The sequence below is a fragment of the Streptomyces sp. KL116D genome, from assembly GCF_030766975.1.
GTDB lineage: Bacteria > Actinomycetota > Actinomycetes > Streptomycetales > Streptomycetaceae > Streptomyces > Streptomyces longispororuber_A.
Genome location: NZ_JASERH010000046.1, coordinates 192,239 through 209,690, shown reverse-complemented (window position 1 = coordinate 209,690; position 17,452 = coordinate 192,239). Strand labels below are relative to the sequence as shown.

Here is a 17,452-nt window from a genome sequence, read left to right as displayed (position 1 = left end):
TGTCTCCATGGGGGAGTGAAGGGAGGGAAGGGGAAGCGCGTGGGGGTGGGCTGCGGTCCGGCCCGTTCGGCCGGACCGCGGGGATCAGCTCTTGACCGAGCCGGCGGTCATGCCGCCGACGAGGTAGCGCTGCAGGAACATGAAGGCGATGACCACCGGGACGGACACCACGAGGGACGCGGCCATCAGCTCGGGCCAGGCGGTCTGGAACTCGCCGATGTAGGTGGAGACGAGACCGGGCGGCAGGGTCTGCTTCTCCTTGTCGGCCAGCGTCACCGCGAAGATGAAGTCGTTCCAGCCGCGGACGAAGGCGAACAGGCCGGCGGCGATCATGCCGGGCGCGGCGAGCGGCGCCACGATGGAGTGCAGGGTGCGCCAGCGGGACGCGCCGTCGATGGACGCGGCCTCCAGGAGGGCGTCCGGGATGGTGTCGAAGATGCCCTTCAGCATCCACACGCACAGCGGCATCGTGAACGTGGTGAAGGACAGCACCAGGGCGGTGTACGTGTTCAGCAGGCCGAAGCTGGAGAACACGGCGTACAGCGTCACCAGCAGGAGTGCCTGCGGGAACATCTGGGAGGCCAGCACCAGATGCATCAGCGAGCGGCGCCCGCGGTAGCGGAACTTGGAGAACGAGTAGCCCATGTACGTGGCGACGACCACGCTCAGCACGGCGGTGATCGAGGCGACGACGAGCGAGTTGACCAGGTACTTGATGAGCTGGTCGTTCTCGGCGAGGGCCGTGAAGTTGCTGAAGGTGAGGTCGGTGGGTATCAGCTTCGGCGGGAACTGGAACGTCGACTCGGGGCTGCTCAGGGCGGTCGCGAGCAGCCAGTAGACCGGCAGCAGGCCGAAGGCGCCGATGACGACGACGGCGATCCAGGCGGCGATCCGCGAGCGCACCAGGTCCTTGCGCATCCGGCGCCGCGAGGTGCGCCCCGCGGACGTGGTGGCGGGCCGCAGCACATCGGTGCGGGACAGCGGGGTGGAGGTCGTGGAGGTCATCGGGCGTCGCCCTTCCGCTCGGTGATCCTGAGGTAGACGACGACGAGCACGAGCAGGAGCAGCATCCACAGCCCGCCCAGCGCGGTCGCCCGGCCGATGTCGAAGCCCTTGAAGGCGGTCTGGTAGACGGCGGTCGCGAAGGTCTCGGTGGAGCCGGCCGGACCGCCGCCGGTGAGCACGTAGATGGTGTCGAAGTGCTGGAAGTTCCAGATGAACTCGAGCAGCAGCACGATCGAGGCGACCCCGCGGACCTGCGGCCAGGTGACGGCGAAGAAGCGGCGGATCGACCCCGCCCCGTCCATCGAGGCGGCCTCGTGCAGTTCCTTGGGCACGGTCTGCAGACCGGCCAGGAGCATCACCATCATCCAGGGGAAGCTCGCCCAGGTCTTGGTGATGATCACGGCGAGCATGGCGGTGGTGGGCTGGCCGAGCCAGGAGATCGACTCCTCGATGATCCCGGCCTTCATGAGGATGCCGTTCAGCACGCCGTAGTTCGCGTTGAAGATCCACATCCACAGGAAGGAGACCACCACGCCCGGGATCACCCACGGGAACAGGAAGAGGCCGCGCAGGAAGCCGCTGCCCTTCAGGCCCGAGTTCAGCGCGAGGGCGAGGGCGAAGCCGAGGACGAAGGGGACGATCGTCGCACCGACGGTGAAGACGAGCGTCTGCTTCAGGATGGTGAGGAAGTCGCCGTCCAGCCAGTACGTGAAGTTCTCCAGGCCGACGAACTCGCGGCCCGGCAGCCGCAGGTCCTGCTTGAAGAAGCCGGTGAACAGCGCCGACAGCAGCGGGTAGATGATGATCGCTGCGAACAGGGCGAGCCCGGGCGCGGTCAGCAGCAGGGCGAACGCGCCGTTGGAGAGCCGTCCGCCGGTGCGCTCGCGCGGTGGCGCGGCCTTCTGCGGAGGTGCGGCCGTACTCATGGGTGTGTCCTCTCGAACGGGGCGGGAGCGCCGGGGCCCTGTGTGAACGCCATCCATGCTCCATTGAACGCAAGTTGCAGCATGCGGGATCGTTCTCCATATCGTGCGACGGCGTCAACCCTTTTGGTCGGTGAATCGCCGGTTCTGTGCAGGGCCGGCGAACTCGCCCCACCTGCCGTGAACTTGAACTTCGGCTCGTCACGGCCAGGTCGGCGGCCGCGACGGAAACTTACAACGAATCCCACTGACTGAACAGTGGTTGCACAATATGCATGTGATGTACGTTCGAGACCGCTCCGCAGTGCGGGGCGTGTCCGAGCGTCACACCGAGGAGGCCGCACCGTGCGGGAAGAAGAGGTCCATTACGACATCGCCGTCATCGGCGGTGGCCTGGCGGGGACCTGTGCGGCCATTGCCGCGGCCCGGCTCGGCCGACGTGTCGCCCTGGTCAACAACCGCCCCGTCCTGGGCGGCAACGCGAGCAGCGAGGTCCGCGTCTGGGTCTGCGGCGCCACCGCCCACGGCGTCCACCGCTGGGCCCGCGAGACCGGCATCATGGGCGAGCTGTACACCGAGAACCAGTTCCGCAACCCCGAGGGCAACCCCTACTACTGGGATCAGGTCGTCCTCGACGCCGTCCGCGCCGAGCCGAACATCGACCTGTACCTCAACACCGACGTGCGCGAGGCCGACGCGAGCGGTCCCGAGGACGCCCGCGAGGTGCACTCCTGCACCGGCTGGATGATGGGCTCCGAGCGCCGCATCACCTTCCACGCGCACCAGTTCCTCGACTGCACCGGCGACGGCCTGCTCGGCCACCTCGCCGGCGCCCGCTACCGGATCGGCCGCGAGGCGCACGACGAGTTCGGCGAGCCCTGGGCCCCCGCCGCGGCGGACGAGGCGCTGCTCGGCTCGACGATCCTGTTCCACACCAAGGACACCGGCAGGCCGGTGAAGTTCGTCCCGCCCGCCTACGCCAAGGACCTGTCGACCACGCCCATCCTGCGCAACCGCGTCCTGCGCACCGGCGACAACGGCTGCGACTACTGGTGGATCGAGTGGGGCGGCGAGCTCGACACCGTCCACGACAACGAGCGCATCCGCGACGAACTCCAGGCCGTGATCATGGGCATCTGGGACCACATCAAGAACTCGGGCGAGTTCCCCGACGCCGCGAACCTGACCCTGGAGTGGGTCGGCAGCCTCCCCGGCAAGCGCGAGTACCGCCGCTTCCTCGGCGACCACGTCCTCACCCAGCAGGACATCCTCGAACAGCGGCAGTTCCCCGACCGCGTCGCCTTCGGCGGCTGGTCCGTCGACCTCCACCCCGTCCAGGGCATGTACGCCGACGAGCCCGGCGCCCGCCAGCGCTACGCCGACGGCATCTTCCACATCCCGCTGCGCTCCCTGTACTCGGCGAACGTGACGAACCTGCACTTCGCCGGACGCAACATCTCCGCCACCCACATCGCCTTCGGCGCCACCCGCGTCATGGCCACCTGCGCCACGCTCGGGGAGGCCGCGGGCACCGCCGCTGCCCTGTGCGTCGCCGAGGGCCTCACCCCGCGCGAACTGGCCACCAAGAGACCGGAGCTGGTCCGCCGCACCCTGCTGCGCCAGGACGCCTCCGTGATCGGCCTCGCCGACGACGACCCCGACAACGCGGCCCGCACGGCGCGCGTCACGGCCTCCTCGCACCTGGCGCGCCTGGCCGCCGAACCGACGCCGGCCACGCCCGGCGAGCCGTACCCCCTCACCCGGGACCTCGCCCTCCTCCTGCCGGTCGACCCGGCCCTCGACACGGTCGACCTGCTCGTTCACGGCGCACCCGGCGGGCCCAGCGACCTCACCGTCGAACTGTGGTCCACCGGCACCCCCGAGAACGCCGTCCCCGTCGACCGGCTGCTCACCACCACGGTCACCGTCCCGGCCGACGGACCCCACTGGGTCACGGCCCGACTCGACCACCGCCCCGGCACCCCGCAGAACGCGGTCCTGATCGTCCGCGCCTGTCCGGACACGGCCCTCGTGCTGCTGCCCGAACGCGTCGACGGCGTGCTCGCGCTGCGCAGCCGGGTCGAGGGGGACGCGGCCGTCGACCACGACATCCCGGAGGAGGAGGGCCAGCTGGTCCTGGAGTGGCAGGCCCGCGGCCTGCGCCGCCATTCCTTCGCCTTCCGCGCGACCCCGGACACGGCCGCGTTCCTGCCCGAGCGGTCCGTCGGCGGCTACCAGCGCGCCTACGGAGGACCGCAGATGTGGTCGTCCGAGCCGCTGTCCGCCCCGGACCGCGCCGCGCAGTGGCTGGCGCTCGACTGGGACAAGGAGCAGGAACTCGGCGAGGCCCGCGTCGTGTTCGACGACGACGTCGACGAGTACCTCAACAACCTGCACCGCCACCGCACCCCGTACGAGGTCATGCCGGAACTCGTCCGCGACTACCGGATCCAGAGCCGCGACGCCGACGGAACCTGGCACACGCTCCTGACGGTGACGGACAACCGCCGCCGCCACCGCGTGCACACGCTGCGGGCCGCGGACGGCGGACCCGTGCGCACGGCCGCGCTGCGGCTCGTGGTGGACGCGACGCACGGGGCACGGCACGCCCACGTCATCGCCTTCAAGGCGTACGGCGCGTAGCCCGCACGGCGAAGGGGCCCGGTGAGAGCGGAAGCGCTCCCACCGGGCCCCTTCGTCATGCGGCCGCGGGTCTTACAGGGCGCCGAGTGCCTGGCTGATGGCGTCGGCGGCCTCGATCACCTCGCGGACGAGCTCGGGTCGCTGCCCCTCGCCGTCGGCGTGATGCCCGAGCAGGGAGGCCGGACCCCACAGCGAGATGGCGGCGACGACGTCACCCGAGGCGTCGCGGACGGGCGCCGCGAGCGAGGCGCGGCCCAGGGCGCGCTCCTCCGCCTCGATGGCGTAGCCGGTGCGGCGCACGGTGTCGATCTCGGCGTCGAGCAGATCGTGGCTGGTCGTCGTGAAGTCGGTGTGCGCCGCGAGCGGTTCGGGCAGCAGCTTGCGCCGCTCCTTGGGGCTCAGGCCGGCCAGCAGGCACTTGCCGATGCTGGTGGCGTGCAGCGGGGCGGTGTGCCCTGCCTGCGTGTACGACTTGGGGGCGCGGGACCCCTCGAAGTTGCACAGGAACATCAGCTCGGTGCCGCGCCGCACGGCGACGTTGGCCCCGAGCCCGGTGCGGGTGGCCAGGTCCTGGAGCACCATGCGGGCGGCGCGGTGCACGGGGTGCCGGTTGGCGGCGGTGGCCGCGAGCGGCAGGATGCCGAGGCTCAGCCGGTACAGGTTGCTGACCGGATCGCGCTCGACCATGTCGAGGCGCTCCAGGGTCGACAGCAGCCGGGAGGTGGTGGAGGAACCGAGTCCGGTCAGTTCGGCGACGTCGGAGACGCGTAGTTCGGCGCGGCCTGCATCGAGTGCACGCAACACCGAAACTGCTCGTTCGACGCTCTGGTTCGTCCCGGCGTCGGACGCCCGAGTAACCATGACCCTCCTCATCCTGCAAACGGCTTGCACAATCTGCATCAGCATATCGTGCCGACCTCGGACCTGTACCGGAAAAGTGGCCGTCATGTGCCCCGGGACCGGTGATCGGAAGGACCCGTTCTCGTGCCGTCCGCGCAGCTCACCCCAGAGGACCGCCCGCGCCCGCGCCCCGTCAAGTGACGCTCGGTGCCGCGGTGTTGCGCCGCGTGGTGAAGGCCAGCAGAAGTGCGGCGGTCTGTCGCGGTTCCTCCAGGATGGGCGTGTGTCCCGCCCCGGGCAGCATCTCGACCTTCGCGCCCGGTACGACGCCGTAGTCCGCGGCGGACGAAGGGCGCCACCTGCGGTCCTCGGCACCGAAGATCACCAGGAGCGACTTGCCGAGCGGGGCCAGCCGGTCGGGGAGCGTCCGCTCCTTCAGGTAGCCGGTGGACGACTGCATCGAGGAGACGAACGCTTCGTAGGTCATGCCGCGCAGATCGTCGATCATCACCTGCGGGATCTCGAAGCCCTCGTGGAACGCTCCGCTCGCGAACGCGCGGATCTGCTCATCCGTCGGAGGCCACTGGGACGGGTCGATCGGTACGGTCCCGGGCCCGGTGAAGGCGTCCAGGCCGGGGCCGGTGTTGATGAGGACGAGTTCGGTCACCAGGCCGGGCCGCTCAGCGGCGAGTGCCGTGGCGGAGTAGCCGCCGCTGGAATGCCCGACGAGCGTGGCGCGCGCGACGCCGAGCCGGTCCAGCGCCGCGCCGACGGCCCGGGCCTGCCGCGGGGTCGCGTAGTCGTGATCGAGCGGATCGGGCGAGCGGCCGTGCCCCGGCAGATCGACCCGGATGACGCGGTGGTGCGCGGTCAGCAGCGGGACCAGGGCGTCCCAGGAGCGGAGCGAGGCCCCTGATCCGTGGATGAGGACGAGGGGCGGAGCGTGGCGGGGGCCGTCCTGGCGGACGTAGAGGCCGCCGTTCTCCAGGTGGAGCAGCGTGCCCTCCGAATGTCCGCTCGGCGACGGGGTGTTGTCGCCGTTCGGCTGCGGGTGCCTGTCGGCGGGAGTCCGAGGAGTCATGGGTCCACTGTCACCGGGGATACCGGGACCCGTCTTGGACAAATGTTCCTTCCCCGGCCCGCGTACCATCCAGGGATGGGGGTCACCACGAGTGAGCGTGACGGTGCTGCCGCGTGGGACGTCGCACGTCCGCGGCGGCCCGGCCGATTGAGCGGCGTCGACATGGCCGGCTTCCGGGTGTCGGGGCCGCTGCACGGCGGCCTGCGCGTGGTGCCGCACCCCTCGGTGATGCTGATCCTGGAGTTCGGTGCGGGCATCCCGGCCGTCCACGACGGTGCCGGGCGGCGGTACCGGGGGAGCCTCGTCGCCGGACCCGGCTTCGGTTCCGGCGGCGGAGTGCGGGCCTGGGGCGAGGACGTCGCATGCGTACAGGTGCGGCTGTCCCCGGTGGCGGCGGGCCGGCTCCTCGGCGTCCCGCCCGGCGAACTGTCCGGTGCCGTGGTGTCCCTCGACGACCTGTGGGGCCGCGAGGTGTCCCTGATCCGCGAGCGGCTCGGTGAGACGCCGTCGTGGGAGGACCGGTTCGCACTCGTGGAGGCGCTGCTCGCGCGGCGGGGCGCGGCGCGGGTGCCGGAGGATCCGGCGGTGGCCTGGGCCTGGAACCGGATCGTCGCCGGCAAGGGCCTCGTCCGGATCGACCGCCTGGCGGACGAGCTCGGCTGGAGCCGCAAGCTCCTGTGGTCCCGGTTCCGGTCGCACACCGGCATGCCGCCCAAGCGCGCCGCGAAACTGGTCCGGTTCGACCACGCCGTGCACCGCATGGTCGCGGGTGAGGCCGTGACCCGGGTCGCGGCGGACGGCGGCTACTGCGACCAGTCCCATCTGCACCGGGACGTCGTGGCGTTCACCGGCGCGACGCCGGGGGCCGTGGTCGACGAGCCGTTCCTCACGGTGGACGACCGCGCCTGGCCGACCGCGGTACCGCGCGTCGACGCCGCCCCTGGCCACGCCGCCCCTGGCCACGCCGCTCATGACCACGCCGCTCTGGACGGCGCCGCACTCCGCAGACCGAGGAACCCGATGGTGAAGACCCAATGGTGACGAAGCATCAGCTCGACGGGCTGCCCGAGGACGCCGACCTGCGACGCGCGGACTCCCTGGCGCGGGAGATCTTCTCGGACGTGGCCAACAAGTGGGCGCTCCTCATCATCGAGGCACTCGGTGAACAGACCTTGCGCTTCAGCGAGTTGCGCGACGAGGTCGACGGCATCAGCCACAAGATGCTCACCCAGAACCTGCGGATGCTGGAACGCAACGGCCTGGTCGACCGGCAGGTGCACCCCACCGTCCCGCCCCGGGTCGAGTACACCCTGACCGAGCCCGGCCGCGGCCTGCGCGCCACGGTCGACGCCATGTGCGGCTGGACCCACCAGTACCTCGGTCACATCGAGGACGCCCGCCGCACCTTCGACTCCTGACGCTCAGCGGGCGCGCAGGAGTTCGACGCCGTCGCCCTCCAGGTCGTCGCAGAACGCGGTGCGCCCGGTCATGGCCATCACCAGGGCCAGGGTGGTGCCGGACACGAGCGCGCCGGAACCCGTCGTGAAGGGGCCGTCCGTCGCGACGAGGCGCAGGCCGCCGATGCGCCCCTTGGCCAGGACCACGAGATCCGACCTCTGGTAGTACTCGGCGACCCGCGTGACCGTCTCGACCGGATGGTCGCGGTGGATGCCCAGCGGGCGCCGGATGTCCGTGGCGTGCACGAGCGTCTCGCCCAGCATGGCGACCGTCGGCAGCGGTGGCTTCGTCGTGCTCGGCACGATGCGCCGGAACCGCTCCAGGGTGTCGGCCGGAGTGGTCCCCAACTGCTCGGCCAGCCGGACGGCCACCTGCCGGTCGAAGTCGAACCGGCAGCGGATCACCCCCGCCATCCAGCGCACGGCGTTGAGACTGGCCCCTGCCGTGAGATGGGCGAGGACCTCGCGCACGGACAGCCCGTCGCACAGCGACGGAGTCGCCCACCGTGCCTCGGAGAGGTCGGCGAGATCGGCTGCCAGTGCCGCGCGCTCGGCACGGATCAACTGCCGGACCGTGGCCTTCGGACTGCGGTCGACCGTCGTTTCGGGCTGGGTCATGGGCGGGCGTCTCCTGTTCACGGCCGGTGCATGCACGAGGTGCTGAACGTGTCCAATGCTGTTCAGCGTGTTCGACAGGGAGACTCCCGCCGCGCGGCAAAGTCATCGCCCGCCCGGCCCCGTCCCGGTCAGACGGCGGCCGACCTCTCGGCCAGCCGGCGATGCAGTTCCTTCACGACGGGCACGAGCTCGTCCACGGGGCCCTCGACCCGCACCGAAGGGGCGACCTCCTGGACGGGCAGCGCACGCACCGGAGCCTGAGGCCGGCCCCACTCGGTCAGCCACTGCGTCAACTGCGCCGAGGACGCGACGTACACGATCCGGCCGAGGCCGACCCAGGCGTGCGCGGCCGAGCACATCGGGCAGTGCTCGCCCGAGGTGTAGACGGTGGCGTCCCGGCGCTCCTCCGGTGTGAGGTGCTCCGCGGCCCACCGGGCCAGTTCGAACTCGGGGTGGCGGGTGGAGTCCCCGTCGGCGATCCGGTTGCGGTCCTCGGCCCGCACCGCACCGGCGCCGTCCACCAGGACCGACCCGAACGGTTCGTCGCCCGCGTCCAGCGCCTCGGCGGCCAGTTCCACGGACCGGCGCAGATGCGCCAGTTCACGCTCCTCCATCAGGACCTCTTCTCCACGGCGTGATCGGCACGGCGTGATCGGCTGGGCGTCCGACATGCTGGCACACGGACCGGTGCCCACCGCGCCGACGTGGCTAGTCCCACCAGAACGACCAGGACGTCCGTCCCGCGAGCCGCGTGGCGTACTCGGGGAACGGGGTGGGCGGATCGTCGACGATGTTGTCCGCCGTCGACAGCACGTGCTCCAGCGCGAGCAGGTCCACGTGCCCCGCTTCGACCGGCGGCCGTGTGACCGCGACGTGCAGTTCGCCGCCGAACAGCGCGACGGCCTGGGCGCCGAAGCGGTCCTCCCAGCTCCTCAGGAGCGCGCACAGCAGCGGCAGCGGCGCCTCCGCCGCCCAACCGAGCAACGCCAGGGCGTCGCTGCCGCGTCGGGCGGGGACGAGGACGAGACGGCAGTCCTCCAGTCCGAAAGGGGCGTCGTCGAGGAGCCCGGCCAACAGGCTCGACGCGGCCTCCCCGGGCGTCGGGTCCGCAGCCGTGGCGGGCATCCGCGGCGCCTGACCCGGCCACCGGTCGAAGGGCGGCCCGGGGTCGTGCGGCCACGGCTCGGTTCCGTCAGGTGACAGGCCGGATGTCGGGTCGGCCATCGGGCCGGATGTCGGGTCGGGCGCCGGGTCCGGCGTCGGATCCGTCCAGAAGGGCAGCCTTCCGCGACGGTACTCGGCGAAGTCCGCGGCCAGCACCTCGTCGAGCCGCACGGCGTCGACGTGGTCGAGGCCGAGCGGCCTTCCCAGGCTGCCGGGCCCGCACAGGAGCGGCACCAGGCCGCGCCCGCGCAGATCCTGCAGCAGCCGGGGCCACAGCACTTCGACGTCGTCGGGGAACTCGTCGGAGCTCCACAAGGGGATGGGACCGGACGACAGGTACTGGCCGGGAGGCAGACCATCGGGCAGGGCGAACGGCATGGGACGCACCGTAGACCGGGGCACTGACAACAGGGTCGCCGGCAACGCGCCCCTGGCAATACGCCACTGCCGAAGGGGCGGCGGCGACGTGATTACTGTGCGCGGACCGGATGCTTGCTCAGGATCGACACACGGTTGAACGCGTTGATCGTGATCGCGACCCAGATCACCGCCGACGTCTCGTCGTCCGTGAGATGGCGGCGGGCGTCGTCGTACGCGCTGGTCTGCAGAGCGGCGTCCGCGGGCGCGGTAGTGGCCTCGGCGAGAGCCAGGGCAGCGCGCTCGCGGTCCGTGAACAGTTCCGTGTCGCGCCACGCGGCGAGCACGCCGAGCCGCTGGGACGTCTCGCCCGCGCGCAGCGCCGCCCGCGTGTGCACGTGCAGGCAGAAGGCGCAGCCGTTGAGCTGCGACACCCGCAGGTTGATCAGTTCCACGAGGATGCGGTCGAGCCCCGCGTCCGCGGCGGTCGCGCGGACCGCGTCCGAGGTGTCGACCAGCGCCTGATAGGCCTTCGGGCTCTGCTTGTCGACGAAGACCCGCCGGTCCGTGGAGCCTGCGGCGATGCTCAACTCTGTCTCCTTCGTCAGTGGTTGCGGATCGCGGTCGCCGTACCGGGTACGGCGACGTATGATCAACCATGTAGTTGAATCTTAACCTATTATGTGGGGGTGGCGGAGATGAGCAGTGCCGTCGACGTCTTGACCGCGCGGGACGTACCGCTGGGCGGACCGCGTTCCATGACCGTGCACCGGACGCTGCCGCAGCGGGCCCGGACGCTGATCGGTGCCTGGTGCTTCATCGACCACTACGGTCCCGACGACGTCAGCGTCACCGGGGGCATGGACGTCGCACCGCATCCGCACACCGGACTGCAGACGGTGAGCTGGCTGTTCAGCGGGGAGATCGAGCACCGCGACAGCCTCGGCAGTCACGCCATGGTCAGGCCCGGCGAGCTGAACCTGATGACCGGCGGCCACGGCATCAGCCACACGGAGGTCTCCACCCCCGCCACCACCGTGCTGCACGGCGTCCAGCTCTGGGTCGCCCTGCCCGACGAACACCGGCACGCCGACCGCGACTTCCAGCACTACGTGCCCGACCCGGTCCACGTCGACGGCGCGGAGATCAGCGTCTTCCTGGGGCAGTTGGCCGGATCCGTCTCGCCGGTCCGCACCTTCACGCCCCTGCTCGGCGCCGAACTCGTCCTCGCGCCCCGCACCGAGACCACCCTCGCCGTCGACCCGGCCTTCGAGCACGGCCTCCTCGTCGACCAGGGCGCCGTCCGCCTGTCCGGAACCCTGCTGAACCGGGCCGAGTTGGGCTACGCCGCCCCGGGCAGCCGCACCCTCACCCTCGCCAACGAGACGGACGCGCCCGCCCGCGCCGTCCTGCTGGGCGGTCCGCCGTTCGGCGAGGAGATCGTGATGTGGTGGAACTTCATCGGCCGCACCCACCAGGACATCGCCGAGGCCCGGCAGGCCTGGGAGGCGGCCTCCGACCGCTTCGGCGAGGTCGAGGGCTACCCCGGGGACCGCCTCCCCGCACCCGCCCTGCCCCACGCCACGCTGACCCCCCGCAAGAACCCGCCGCTCTCGGAAGGACCCGCCATGACCGAGCCCGCACCCACCCCGACCGTCCGCCGCGTCGACGAGCGCCACCGCTACGCGATCGAGGTCGACGGTGCCACCGCCGGCTTCACCGCCTACCGCGACCGCGACGACCGGCGGGTCTTCTTCCACACCGAGATCGACGACGCGTACGCGGGCCAGGGCCTCGCCTCGATCCTCGTCAGGGAAGCCCTGGACGACGTGCGGAGCTCCGGCAAGCGGATCGTCCCCGTCTGCCCGTACGTCGCGAAGTTCCTCAAGAAGCACGAGGAGTACGCGGACATCACCGACCCGGTCACCCCCGAGGTCCTGGAGTGGCTGGACGGCGTCCTCAAGCGCTGACCCGACCGGCCGCCGGTCCCTCCGATGGAGGCGTGAGCGAGTCCTCGCGGCGGGTCCGTCGTTGAACACGTGACCATGATCAACGCGTTCGAGGAGACGGCGGATGAGCAACAGGACCAAGAAGAAGGGCCGCAGGCACCGCACGGTCAACCGCACCCCGCGGCCGGTGACCACCACGACGGCGACCGCGGAGCGGACGACGGCACCGGTGCCGCAGCAGCAGAGCGGGCCCGACGTGGACCGGGTCCTGCGCAGACTCGGCTACGGGCGGCTGAGGGTGCCGGCTCCGGCCGCGCCCGCCCCGTACCGGGGAGAGCGCACGGCGCCGCCGGCCCAGGCGGCTCCGGCCCCGGCGGCCCCGGCGGCCCCGGCCGCCCTGGGGGACCTGGGGAAGAACACGCGCCTGACCTGGCAGCGGCTCGAGCAGGCGCCGGACGGCATGACGCTGGAGCAGATGTGTGAGGCGGTCGGCTGGACGCCGCGCACGGTCACCCGCCACCTGAAGGCGCTGACCGACGGCGGCCTGGCCGAACAGACCGAGGACGGACGCTGGTCGGCGACCGCCCCCGAGGCCGCTCCGGCGGCGGCACGCTGACGCCCTCGGTCGGCGCCGCGGGGCGGGCATCCCGGTGCCCGGCCCGCGGCCGCCAGGTTTGAACCGGTCCGGCGCCGGTAACGTCGGTGGGCGTCGGCACATCCGACGTACCACCGGCCACCGCCAGACCGAGGATGAGGAAGCCCCGCATGCACACGCGCTCCATCGGCAACGACACCGTAGGACGGCACGAGGTCGGGGCCGTCGGCCTGGGCCTGATGACGTTCGACCAGACCGGGCCCCAGCCGCGACAGCAGCTGCTCGACACGGTGAGTGCCGCACTGGCCGCCGGCGTCACCCTCTTCGACACCGCCGACGCCTACGGCCCCGGCAAGGAGAAGGGCGCGGGAGCGCAGGGCGAGAACGAGCAGCTGATCGCCGGTCTGCTCGACGAGCTCGGCGTGCGCGACCAGGTGCTGCTCGCCACCAAGGCCGGGCACGTCCGCACCGAGGGCGGCGGCTGGGACACCGACAGTTCGGCACCGCATCTGCGCAAGTCCGTGGACGACTCGCTGCGCCGCCTCGGCGTCGAGCAGATCGCCCTGTGGCAGCACCACCGTCCCGACCCCGCGGTCCCCTACGAGGAGGTCCTCGGCACCCTCAAGGAGGTCCACGACAGCGGCAAGGTCGCCATGCTCGGCCTGTCCAACGCGAACCCCGAGCAGATCAGGCAGGCCCACGCGGTGCTCGGCAGCGCGCTGGTCAGCGTCCAGAACCAGTTCTCGCCCGCCTTCCGCAGCAGCCGCCCCGAGATCGACGTCTGCGCCGAACTCGGCCTGGCCTTCCTGCCGTGGAGCCCGCTCGGCGGCCTCGACCGCGCCAAGGGCCTCGCCGACCGTCACCCCGCCTTCCGGGACGTCGCCGACGAACTCGACGTCAGCCCCCAACAGGTCACCCTGGCCTGGGAACTCGCCCAGTCGCCCGTCGTCGTCCCGATCCCCGGGGCCAAGCGCCCGGCCTCCGTCACCGACTCGGCCGCGGCCGCCGACCTCACCCTCACGCCGGAGCAACTGGCCCGCCTCGACGCGTCATGAGGCCCTGACGGCCGGGAAAACGCGGTGCCGGGCCGGGGCGCGGCTCACTAGCGTGTCCTCATGAGCGAGGACACGTGGGCGGGTGTGCGGGAGCGGGTGCGCGGGTTCGCCCGGCATTCCGGGGCGGACCGGGTCTTCGGGGCCCGCGGGCACGGCTTCCGGCTCGGACCGGTCCTCGGTGAGGAGCAACTGCTGTCCCTGGAGGCCGAGTTGGGTGTGGCCTTGCCCGCGGCGTACCGGAGCTTCCTGCTCGGCGTCGGCTGCGGCGGAGCCGGCCCCCACTACGGCCTGATGACCCCGGTGCGGCAGGACGACGGCTGGCAGTGGCGCGGCGTCGGCCTCGCCTACCAGGGGCAGCCGACCACCGCCGAGTTCGCCGGCCGGCCCTTCGTCGCCGAGGCGCTGCAGACCGAGCTCGACGCACTCGACGCGGACGAGCCGCGGGCGGCCGACTTCGCCGACGACGACGCGTACCGGCAGGCGTCCGCCGCCTGGGACGCGCGCTACGAGGAGCTGTACGACGCCCAGGAGGCGGGCGCCGTGTTCCTCAGCGAGCAGGGGTGCGGCTACACGTCGCTGCTCGTGACGACCGGTCCGCACCGCGGCGAGATCTGGGAGGACCTGCGGCCCATGGACCGGGGCATCGTGCCGACCGGGCTCGACTTCGGGCGGTGGTACCGGCGTTGGCTCGCCCGCACCGCGCAGGAGCTCGACACCGCGGACGCCCGGCCCTAGCCGGGGCCGAGTCCTGGCCGGGGCCGGGTCCGGGGTTCACAGCCACCCGTTGCGCTGCGCCTGCAGGGCAAGCTGGAAGCGGTTGGCGGCGCCGAGCCTGGCCATCAGGATCTGCAGGCGGCGGAAGAGGGTGCGCCGGCTGATGCCCAGCTCGTGGGCGACGACGTCGTCGCCCACGCCGCCCGCCAGCAGCCACAGCAGTCGGCGGTCGGCGGGCGCGAGTCCGCCCGGACGAGCCGTACTGCCGTGGAACGGCAGGGCGTTGTGCCAGGACTGCTCGAACAGCGCCATGAGCGCGGAGAGCAGTCCGCACGGCTGCACGACCAGCATGGTGTTGTGCACGTCGGCTTCCTTGATGGACAGCGACACCAGGGCGTACGCCTCGTCGATGATCACGAGCTTGACCGGGACCGTGGGCAGGACACGGGCCTGCTCACCGGCGTTGACGCACGGTTCGACGACGTTCTTCAGGTGCCCCGGGTGCTCCAGCGAGGCACGGGAGTAGACGACCCGCTGCGTGACCCCGCGGGCCAGGGTGGCCAGCGCGTCCTCGGTGGCCGTGGCCAGCGGGAAGTAGGGCGGGGACTCGAACTGCCGGATCTGTTCGCGGGCGCTCGTCCAGGCCTGCCGTATGCGCGGGCCGACGGCCTCGCCGGTGACGATCTCGACGAGGCCGTCGTTGTAGGCCGCGAGCCGCTGGCGCCGGAACGACTCGAAGGCGCCGCCGACCGCGATCCGCGACTCCTCGACCTCCGCCGCGCGGCGCCGCGCCAGCGCCTCGAGACCGGCCGCGGGCGGCACCGGCGCGACCACGCCGCCGGCGCCGTCGGCGGCGCTCGCCAGACCGGCGTCCACCAGCGCGTCGTACGCCGTGACCAGCGCGGGACCGTCCAGACCGGCCGTGGCCGCGATCTCGGTGAGCGGGGCGGGCGCCTTCTCCAGCAGCGCGAGATAGACCCGGACCGTCGCCCGGTCGAGGCCCAGGAGCCGCAGGGCGTCACCGAGTTTCGCGTTCGTCATGACGGCATTATCGGCCGCCCGCCGCGACGTGTCGTGTCCGATCCGTGCCACTGGCACTCATGGGCGCCGACGGCGGGCGGGGCGGGATAGCGTCCCGACGTCGCCGACGCGCGGCGACAACCGACCCGGGAAGGCGGACGCAGTGGCGGAAGGCCGGAAGAACGGACTGTACTCAGGGATCTCCGAGGAGCTCTCCGCGTTGATGCGGACGGGCTGGGCGGACACCGAGCGGCACGAGCTGCGGCCCGACGAGCAGGCCCCGTACGCGGCCGCCCGCCGCGCCGCGCTCTCCGCGCGCTTCCCCGGCGAGCGGCTCGTGGTCCCCTCGGGCAACCTCAAGGTCCGCTCCAACGACGACACGTACCCGTTCCGCCCGTACTCCGGCTACGTGCACATGACCGGGGACCAGGCCCGCGACGGCGCGCTCGTCCTCGAACCCCGGGCGGACGGCGGCCACGACGCCTACTGCTTCCAGCTGCCGCGCGACAGCAGGAACGACGACGAGTTCTGGACCGGCGCCCACGCCGAGCTGTGGATGGGCCGGCGCCACTCGCTCGCCGAGGCGGAGCGCGTCCTCGGCCTGCCCTGCCGCGACGTCCGCACGGCCGCCGCCGACCTCGCCGGCGGCGCGGCCGTCCCGACCCGGATCGTGCGCGGCGTCGACCCGGCCCTGGAGGCCGCCGTCAGCACCGACCCGGAGCGGGACGCCGAGCTGGAGGAGGCGCTCAGCGACCTGCGCGCCGTGAAGGACGCCTGGGAGATCGGCGAGCTGCGCAAGGCCGTCGACGCCACGGTGCGCGGCTTCACCGACGTCGTCGGAGAGCTGTCCAGGGCCGTCGCCACGTCCGAGCGCTGGATCGAGGGCACCTTCTTCCGCCGCGCCCGGCTTGAGGGCAACGCCGTCGGCTACGGCACGATCTGCGCCGCGGGCGAGCACGCCACGATCATGCACTGGACCGACAACGACGGCCCGGTGCGCCCCGGCGAGCTGCTGCTGCTCGACGCCGGCGTCGAGTCACGCACCCTCTACACCGCGGACGTCACCCGCACCCTCCCCATCGACGGCACGTTCACGCCGGTCCAGCGCACGGTCTACGACGCGGTGCACGAGGCCCAGGAGGCGGGCTTCGCGGCCGTCAAGCCGGGCGCCGCGTACCGGGACTTCCACGAGGCGGCGCAGCGGCACCTGGCGGCGCGGCTGGTCGAGTGGGGTTTCATCGAGGGCCCCGCGGAGCGCGCGTACGAGCTCGGTCTGCAGCGGCGCTTCACGATGGCCGGCACCGGCCACATGCTGGGCCTCGACGTCCACGACTGCGCGCAGGCCAGGACCGAGGAGTACGTCGACGGCACCCTGGAGCCGGGCATGGTGCTCACCGTCGAGCCCGGTCTGTACTTCCAGCCGGACGACCTGACCGTGCCGGAGGAGTGGCGCGGCATCGGCGTCCGCATCGAGGACGACCTGCTCGTCACCGCGGACGGCCACGAGAACCTGTCGGGCGGCCTGCCGCGCTCGGCCGACGAGGTCGAGGCCTGGCTGGCCCGGCACGCGGGCTGACCGAAGTCACTGGCGGCGCCCGCGCGGGCAACGGCATGATGCCCCCATGGATCATGGACAAGCGCGGGCGTTCGTCGACTCCTGGGTGACGGCGTGGAACGCGCACGACCTGGAAGCCCTGCTGGCCCACTTCGCGGACGACGTCACGTTCCGGTCGCCGGTGGCCGCGCAACTCCTCGGCGGCGACGGGGTCATCCGGGGCAAGGACGGGCTGCGCGCCTACTGGACCGAGGGTCTGCGGCGGATCCCGGACCTGCGGTTCGAGGTGGTCGGGCACTACGTCGGCGTGGACTGCGTGGTCATCAACTACCGCAACCAGAAGGGCGGTCTCGTGAACGAGGTGCTGAACTTCGACGGCCCGCTGGTCGTCGACGGGTGCGGCACCTATCTCGGCGAGGACGCCAACCCGGCCGGGGCGCGGGCCTGATCCGGCCCCCGAACGGTCCGGCGTAGCG

Annotated in this window: 18 protein-coding genes; 9 read left to right on the top strand and 9 right to left on the bottom strand. The window is 72.1% G+C overall.

Translation table 11 applies throughout. From position 1 onward, the window contains the following. Window positions 1-84: 84 nt before the first annotated feature. Window positions 85-1,005: a carbohydrate ABC transporter permease gene (locus tag RBJ77_RS19405; RefSeq protein WP_372346175.1), complete on the bottom strand. Its 921-nt coding sequence runs from the start codon at window positions 1,003-1,005 to the stop codon at window positions 85-87. Continuing rightward, the gene (locus RBJ77_RS19400; protein ID WP_372346174.1) at window positions 1,002-1,931 is read right to left on the bottom strand and encodes a carbohydrate ABC transporter permease; all 930 of its coding nucleotides are present in this window, start codon (window positions 1,929-1,931) and stop codon (window positions 1,002-1,004) included. The genes RBJ77_RS19405 and RBJ77_RS19400 overlap by 4 nt, the downstream gene beginning before the upstream one ends. Before the next feature lie 342 nt (window positions 1,932-2,273). Here RBJ77_RS19400 and RBJ77_RS19395 point away from each other — a divergent pair, with 342 nt between their 5' ends. Next, window positions 2,274-4,571, top strand: a complete 2,298-nt coding sequence (locus RBJ77_RS19395) for an FAD-dependent oxidoreductase (RefSeq protein ID WP_372346173.1) — start codon at window positions 2,274-2,276, stop codon at window positions 4,569-4,571. A gap of 72 nt (window positions 4,572-4,643) precedes the next feature. Here the strand turns inward: RBJ77_RS19395 and RBJ77_RS19390 are convergent, their stop codons facing one another. Next, a complete protein-coding gene (locus RBJ77_RS19390; RefSeq protein ID WP_372346172.1) occupies window positions 4,644-5,432 on the bottom strand; it encodes an IclR family transcriptional regulator in 789 nt (262 codons plus the stop codon). 172 nt (window positions 5,433-5,604) lie between these two features. After that, a complete protein-coding gene (locus RBJ77_RS19385; RefSeq protein WP_372346171.1) occupies window positions 5,605-6,492 on the bottom strand; it encodes an alpha/beta fold hydrolase in 888 nt (295 codons plus the stop codon). 75 nt (window positions 6,493-6,567) lie between these two features. Here RBJ77_RS19385 and RBJ77_RS19380 point away from each other — a divergent pair, with 75 nt between their 5' ends. Then, entirely contained in the window at window positions 6,568-7,533 is a 966-nt protein-coding gene (locus RBJ77_RS19380) for a helix-turn-helix domain-containing protein (protein ID WP_372346170.1), read from the top strand. Next, on the top strand, window positions 7,527-7,910 hold the full coding sequence (locus tag RBJ77_RS19375) for a helix-turn-helix domain-containing protein (RefSeq protein WP_255980458.1): 384 nt from the start codon (window positions 7,527-7,529) through the stop codon (window positions 7,908-7,910). The genes RBJ77_RS19380 and RBJ77_RS19375 overlap by 7 nt, the downstream gene beginning before the upstream one ends. A gap of 3 nt (window positions 7,911-7,913) precedes the next feature. Here the strand turns inward: RBJ77_RS19375 and RBJ77_RS19370 are convergent, their stop codons facing one another. From RBJ77_RS19370 to RBJ77_RS19355, 4 genes are all read right to left on the bottom strand, one after another. After that, on the bottom strand, window positions 7,914-8,567 hold the full coding sequence (locus RBJ77_RS19370) for a maleylpyruvate isomerase family mycothiol-dependent enzyme (RefSeq protein WP_372346169.1): 654 nt from the start codon (window positions 8,565-8,567) through the stop codon (window positions 7,914-7,916). A gap of 128 nt (window positions 8,568-8,695) precedes the next feature. Continuing rightward, the gene (locus tag RBJ77_RS19365; RefSeq protein ID WP_372346168.1) at window positions 8,696-9,181 is read right to left on the bottom strand and encodes a nucleoside deaminase; all 486 of its coding nucleotides are present in this window, start codon (window positions 9,179-9,181) and stop codon (window positions 8,696-8,698) included. A gap of 94 nt (window positions 9,182-9,275) precedes the next feature. Further along, window positions 9,276-10,109 (bottom strand): DUF4253 domain-containing protein, encoded by an 834-nt coding sequence (locus tag RBJ77_RS19360; protein WP_372346167.1) that lies wholly within the window; start codon window positions 10,107-10,109, stop codon window positions 9,276-9,278. Window positions 10,110-10,201: 92 nt separating this feature from the next. Next, entirely contained in the window at window positions 10,202-10,678 is a 477-nt protein-coding gene (locus RBJ77_RS19355; RefSeq protein WP_372346166.1) for a carboxymuconolactone decarboxylase family protein, read from the bottom strand. A gap of 108 nt (window positions 10,679-10,786) precedes the next feature. Between RBJ77_RS19355 and RBJ77_RS19350 the strand changes: the two genes are divergently transcribed. The 4 genes from RBJ77_RS19350 (at window position 10,787) to RBJ77_RS19335 (ending at window position 14,422) form a co-directional block, all read left to right on the top strand. Beyond that, on the top strand, window positions 10,787-12,058 hold the full coding sequence (locus RBJ77_RS19350; protein WP_372346165.1) for a bifunctional pirin family protein/GNAT family N-acetyltransferase: 1,272 nt from the start codon (window positions 10,787-10,789) through the stop codon (window positions 12,056-12,058). A 103-nt stretch (window positions 12,059-12,161) separates the two neighbouring features. Then, complete coding sequence (locus RBJ77_RS19345) at window positions 12,162-12,653, top strand: winged helix-turn-helix domain-containing protein (RefSeq protein ID WP_372346164.1); 492 nt, start codon at window positions 12,162-12,164, stop codon at window positions 12,651-12,653. A gap of 149 nt (window positions 12,654-12,802) precedes the next feature. Beyond that, window positions 12,803-13,687, top strand: a complete 885-nt coding sequence (locus RBJ77_RS19340; protein ID WP_372346163.1) for an aldo/keto reductase — start codon at window positions 12,803-12,805, stop codon at window positions 13,685-13,687. A 60-nt stretch (window positions 13,688-13,747) separates the two neighbouring features. Then, a complete protein-coding gene (locus tag RBJ77_RS19335; protein WP_372346162.1) occupies window positions 13,748-14,422 on the top strand; it encodes an SMI1/KNR4 family protein in 675 nt (224 codons plus the stop codon). Between the two features lie 36 nt (window positions 14,423-14,458). On the opposite strand, the gene RBJ77_RS19330 is transcribed toward RBJ77_RS19335, so the two are convergent. Next, window positions 14,459-15,442, bottom strand: coding sequence for a LuxR family transcriptional regulator (locus tag RBJ77_RS19330; RefSeq protein WP_372346161.1), 984 nt, complete (start codon window positions 15,440-15,442; stop codon window positions 14,459-14,461). A gap of 142 nt (window positions 15,443-15,584) precedes the next feature. Here RBJ77_RS19330 and RBJ77_RS19325 point away from each other — a divergent pair, with 142 nt between their 5' ends. Together RBJ77_RS19325 and RBJ77_RS19320 are read left to right on the top strand one after the other, a co-directional pair. Then, window positions 15,585-16,997 (top strand): aminopeptidase P family protein, encoded by a 1,413-nt coding sequence (locus RBJ77_RS19325; RefSeq protein WP_372346160.1) that lies wholly within the window; start codon window positions 15,585-15,587, stop codon window positions 16,995-16,997. A 46-nt stretch (window positions 16,998-17,043) separates the two neighbouring features. Further along, window positions 17,044-17,424, top strand: coding sequence for a nuclear transport factor 2 family protein (locus RBJ77_RS19320; RefSeq protein ID WP_372346159.1), 381 nt, complete (start codon window positions 17,044-17,046; stop codon window positions 17,422-17,424). Window positions 17,425-17,452: the final 28 nt, after the last annotated feature.

Excerpts from the sequence above, each read along its gene's own strand:
- RBJ77_RS19375 (WP_255980458.1), top strand. The coding sequence starts at position 7,527 with ATGGTGACGAAGCATCAGCTCGACGGGCTGCCCGAGGACGCCGACCTG.
- RBJ77_RS19385 (WP_372346171.1), bottom strand. The coding sequence starts at position 6,492 with ATGACTCCTCGGACTCCCGCCGACAGGCACCCGCAGCCGAACGGCGAC.
- RBJ77_RS19400 (WP_372346174.1), bottom strand. The coding sequence starts at position 1,931 with ATGAGTACGGCCGCACCTCCGCAGAAGGCCGCGCCACCGCGCGAGCGC.
- RBJ77_RS19345 (WP_372346164.1), top strand. The coding sequence starts at position 12,162 with ATGAGCAACAGGACCAAGAAGAAGGGCCGCAGGCACCGCACGGTCAAC.
- RBJ77_RS19390 (WP_372346172.1), bottom strand. The coding sequence starts at position 5,432 with ATGGTTACTCGGGCGTCCGACGCCGGGACGAACCAGAGCGTCGAACGA.
- RBJ77_RS19365 (WP_372346168.1), bottom strand. The coding sequence starts at position 9,181 with ATGGAGGAGCGTGAACTGGCGCATCTGCGCCGGTCCGTGGAACTGGCC.
- RBJ77_RS19320 (WP_372346159.1), top strand. The coding sequence starts at position 17,044 with ATGGATCATGGACAAGCGCGGGCGTTCGTCGACTCCTGGGTGACGGCG.
- RBJ77_RS19360 (WP_372346167.1), bottom strand. The coding sequence starts at position 10,109 with ATGCCGTTCGCCCTGCCCGATGGTCTGCCTCCCGGCCAGTACCTGTCG.
- RBJ77_RS19330 (WP_372346161.1), bottom strand. The coding sequence starts at position 15,442 with ATGACGAACGCGAAACTCGGTGACGCCCTGCGGCTCCTGGGCCTCGAC.
- RBJ77_RS19380 (WP_372346170.1), top strand. The coding sequence starts at position 6,568 with ATGGGGGTCACCACGAGTGAGCGTGACGGTGCTGCCGCGTGGGACGTC.
- RBJ77_RS19340 (WP_372346163.1), top strand. The coding sequence starts at position 12,803 with ATGCACACGCGCTCCATCGGCAACGACACCGTAGGACGGCACGAGGTC.
- RBJ77_RS19370 (WP_372346169.1), bottom strand. The coding sequence starts at position 8,567 with ATGACCCAGCCCGAAACGACGGTCGACCGCAGTCCGAAGGCCACGGTC.
- RBJ77_RS19350 (WP_372346165.1), top strand. The coding sequence starts at position 10,787 with ATGAGCAGTGCCGTCGACGTCTTGACCGCGCGGGACGTACCGCTGGGC.
- RBJ77_RS19405 (WP_372346175.1), bottom strand. The coding sequence starts at position 1,005 with ATGACCTCCACGACCTCCACCCCGCTGTCCCGCACCGATGTGCTGCGG.
- RBJ77_RS19335 (WP_372346162.1), top strand. The coding sequence starts at position 13,748 with ATGAGCGAGGACACGTGGGCGGGTGTGCGGGAGCGGGTGCGCGGGTTC.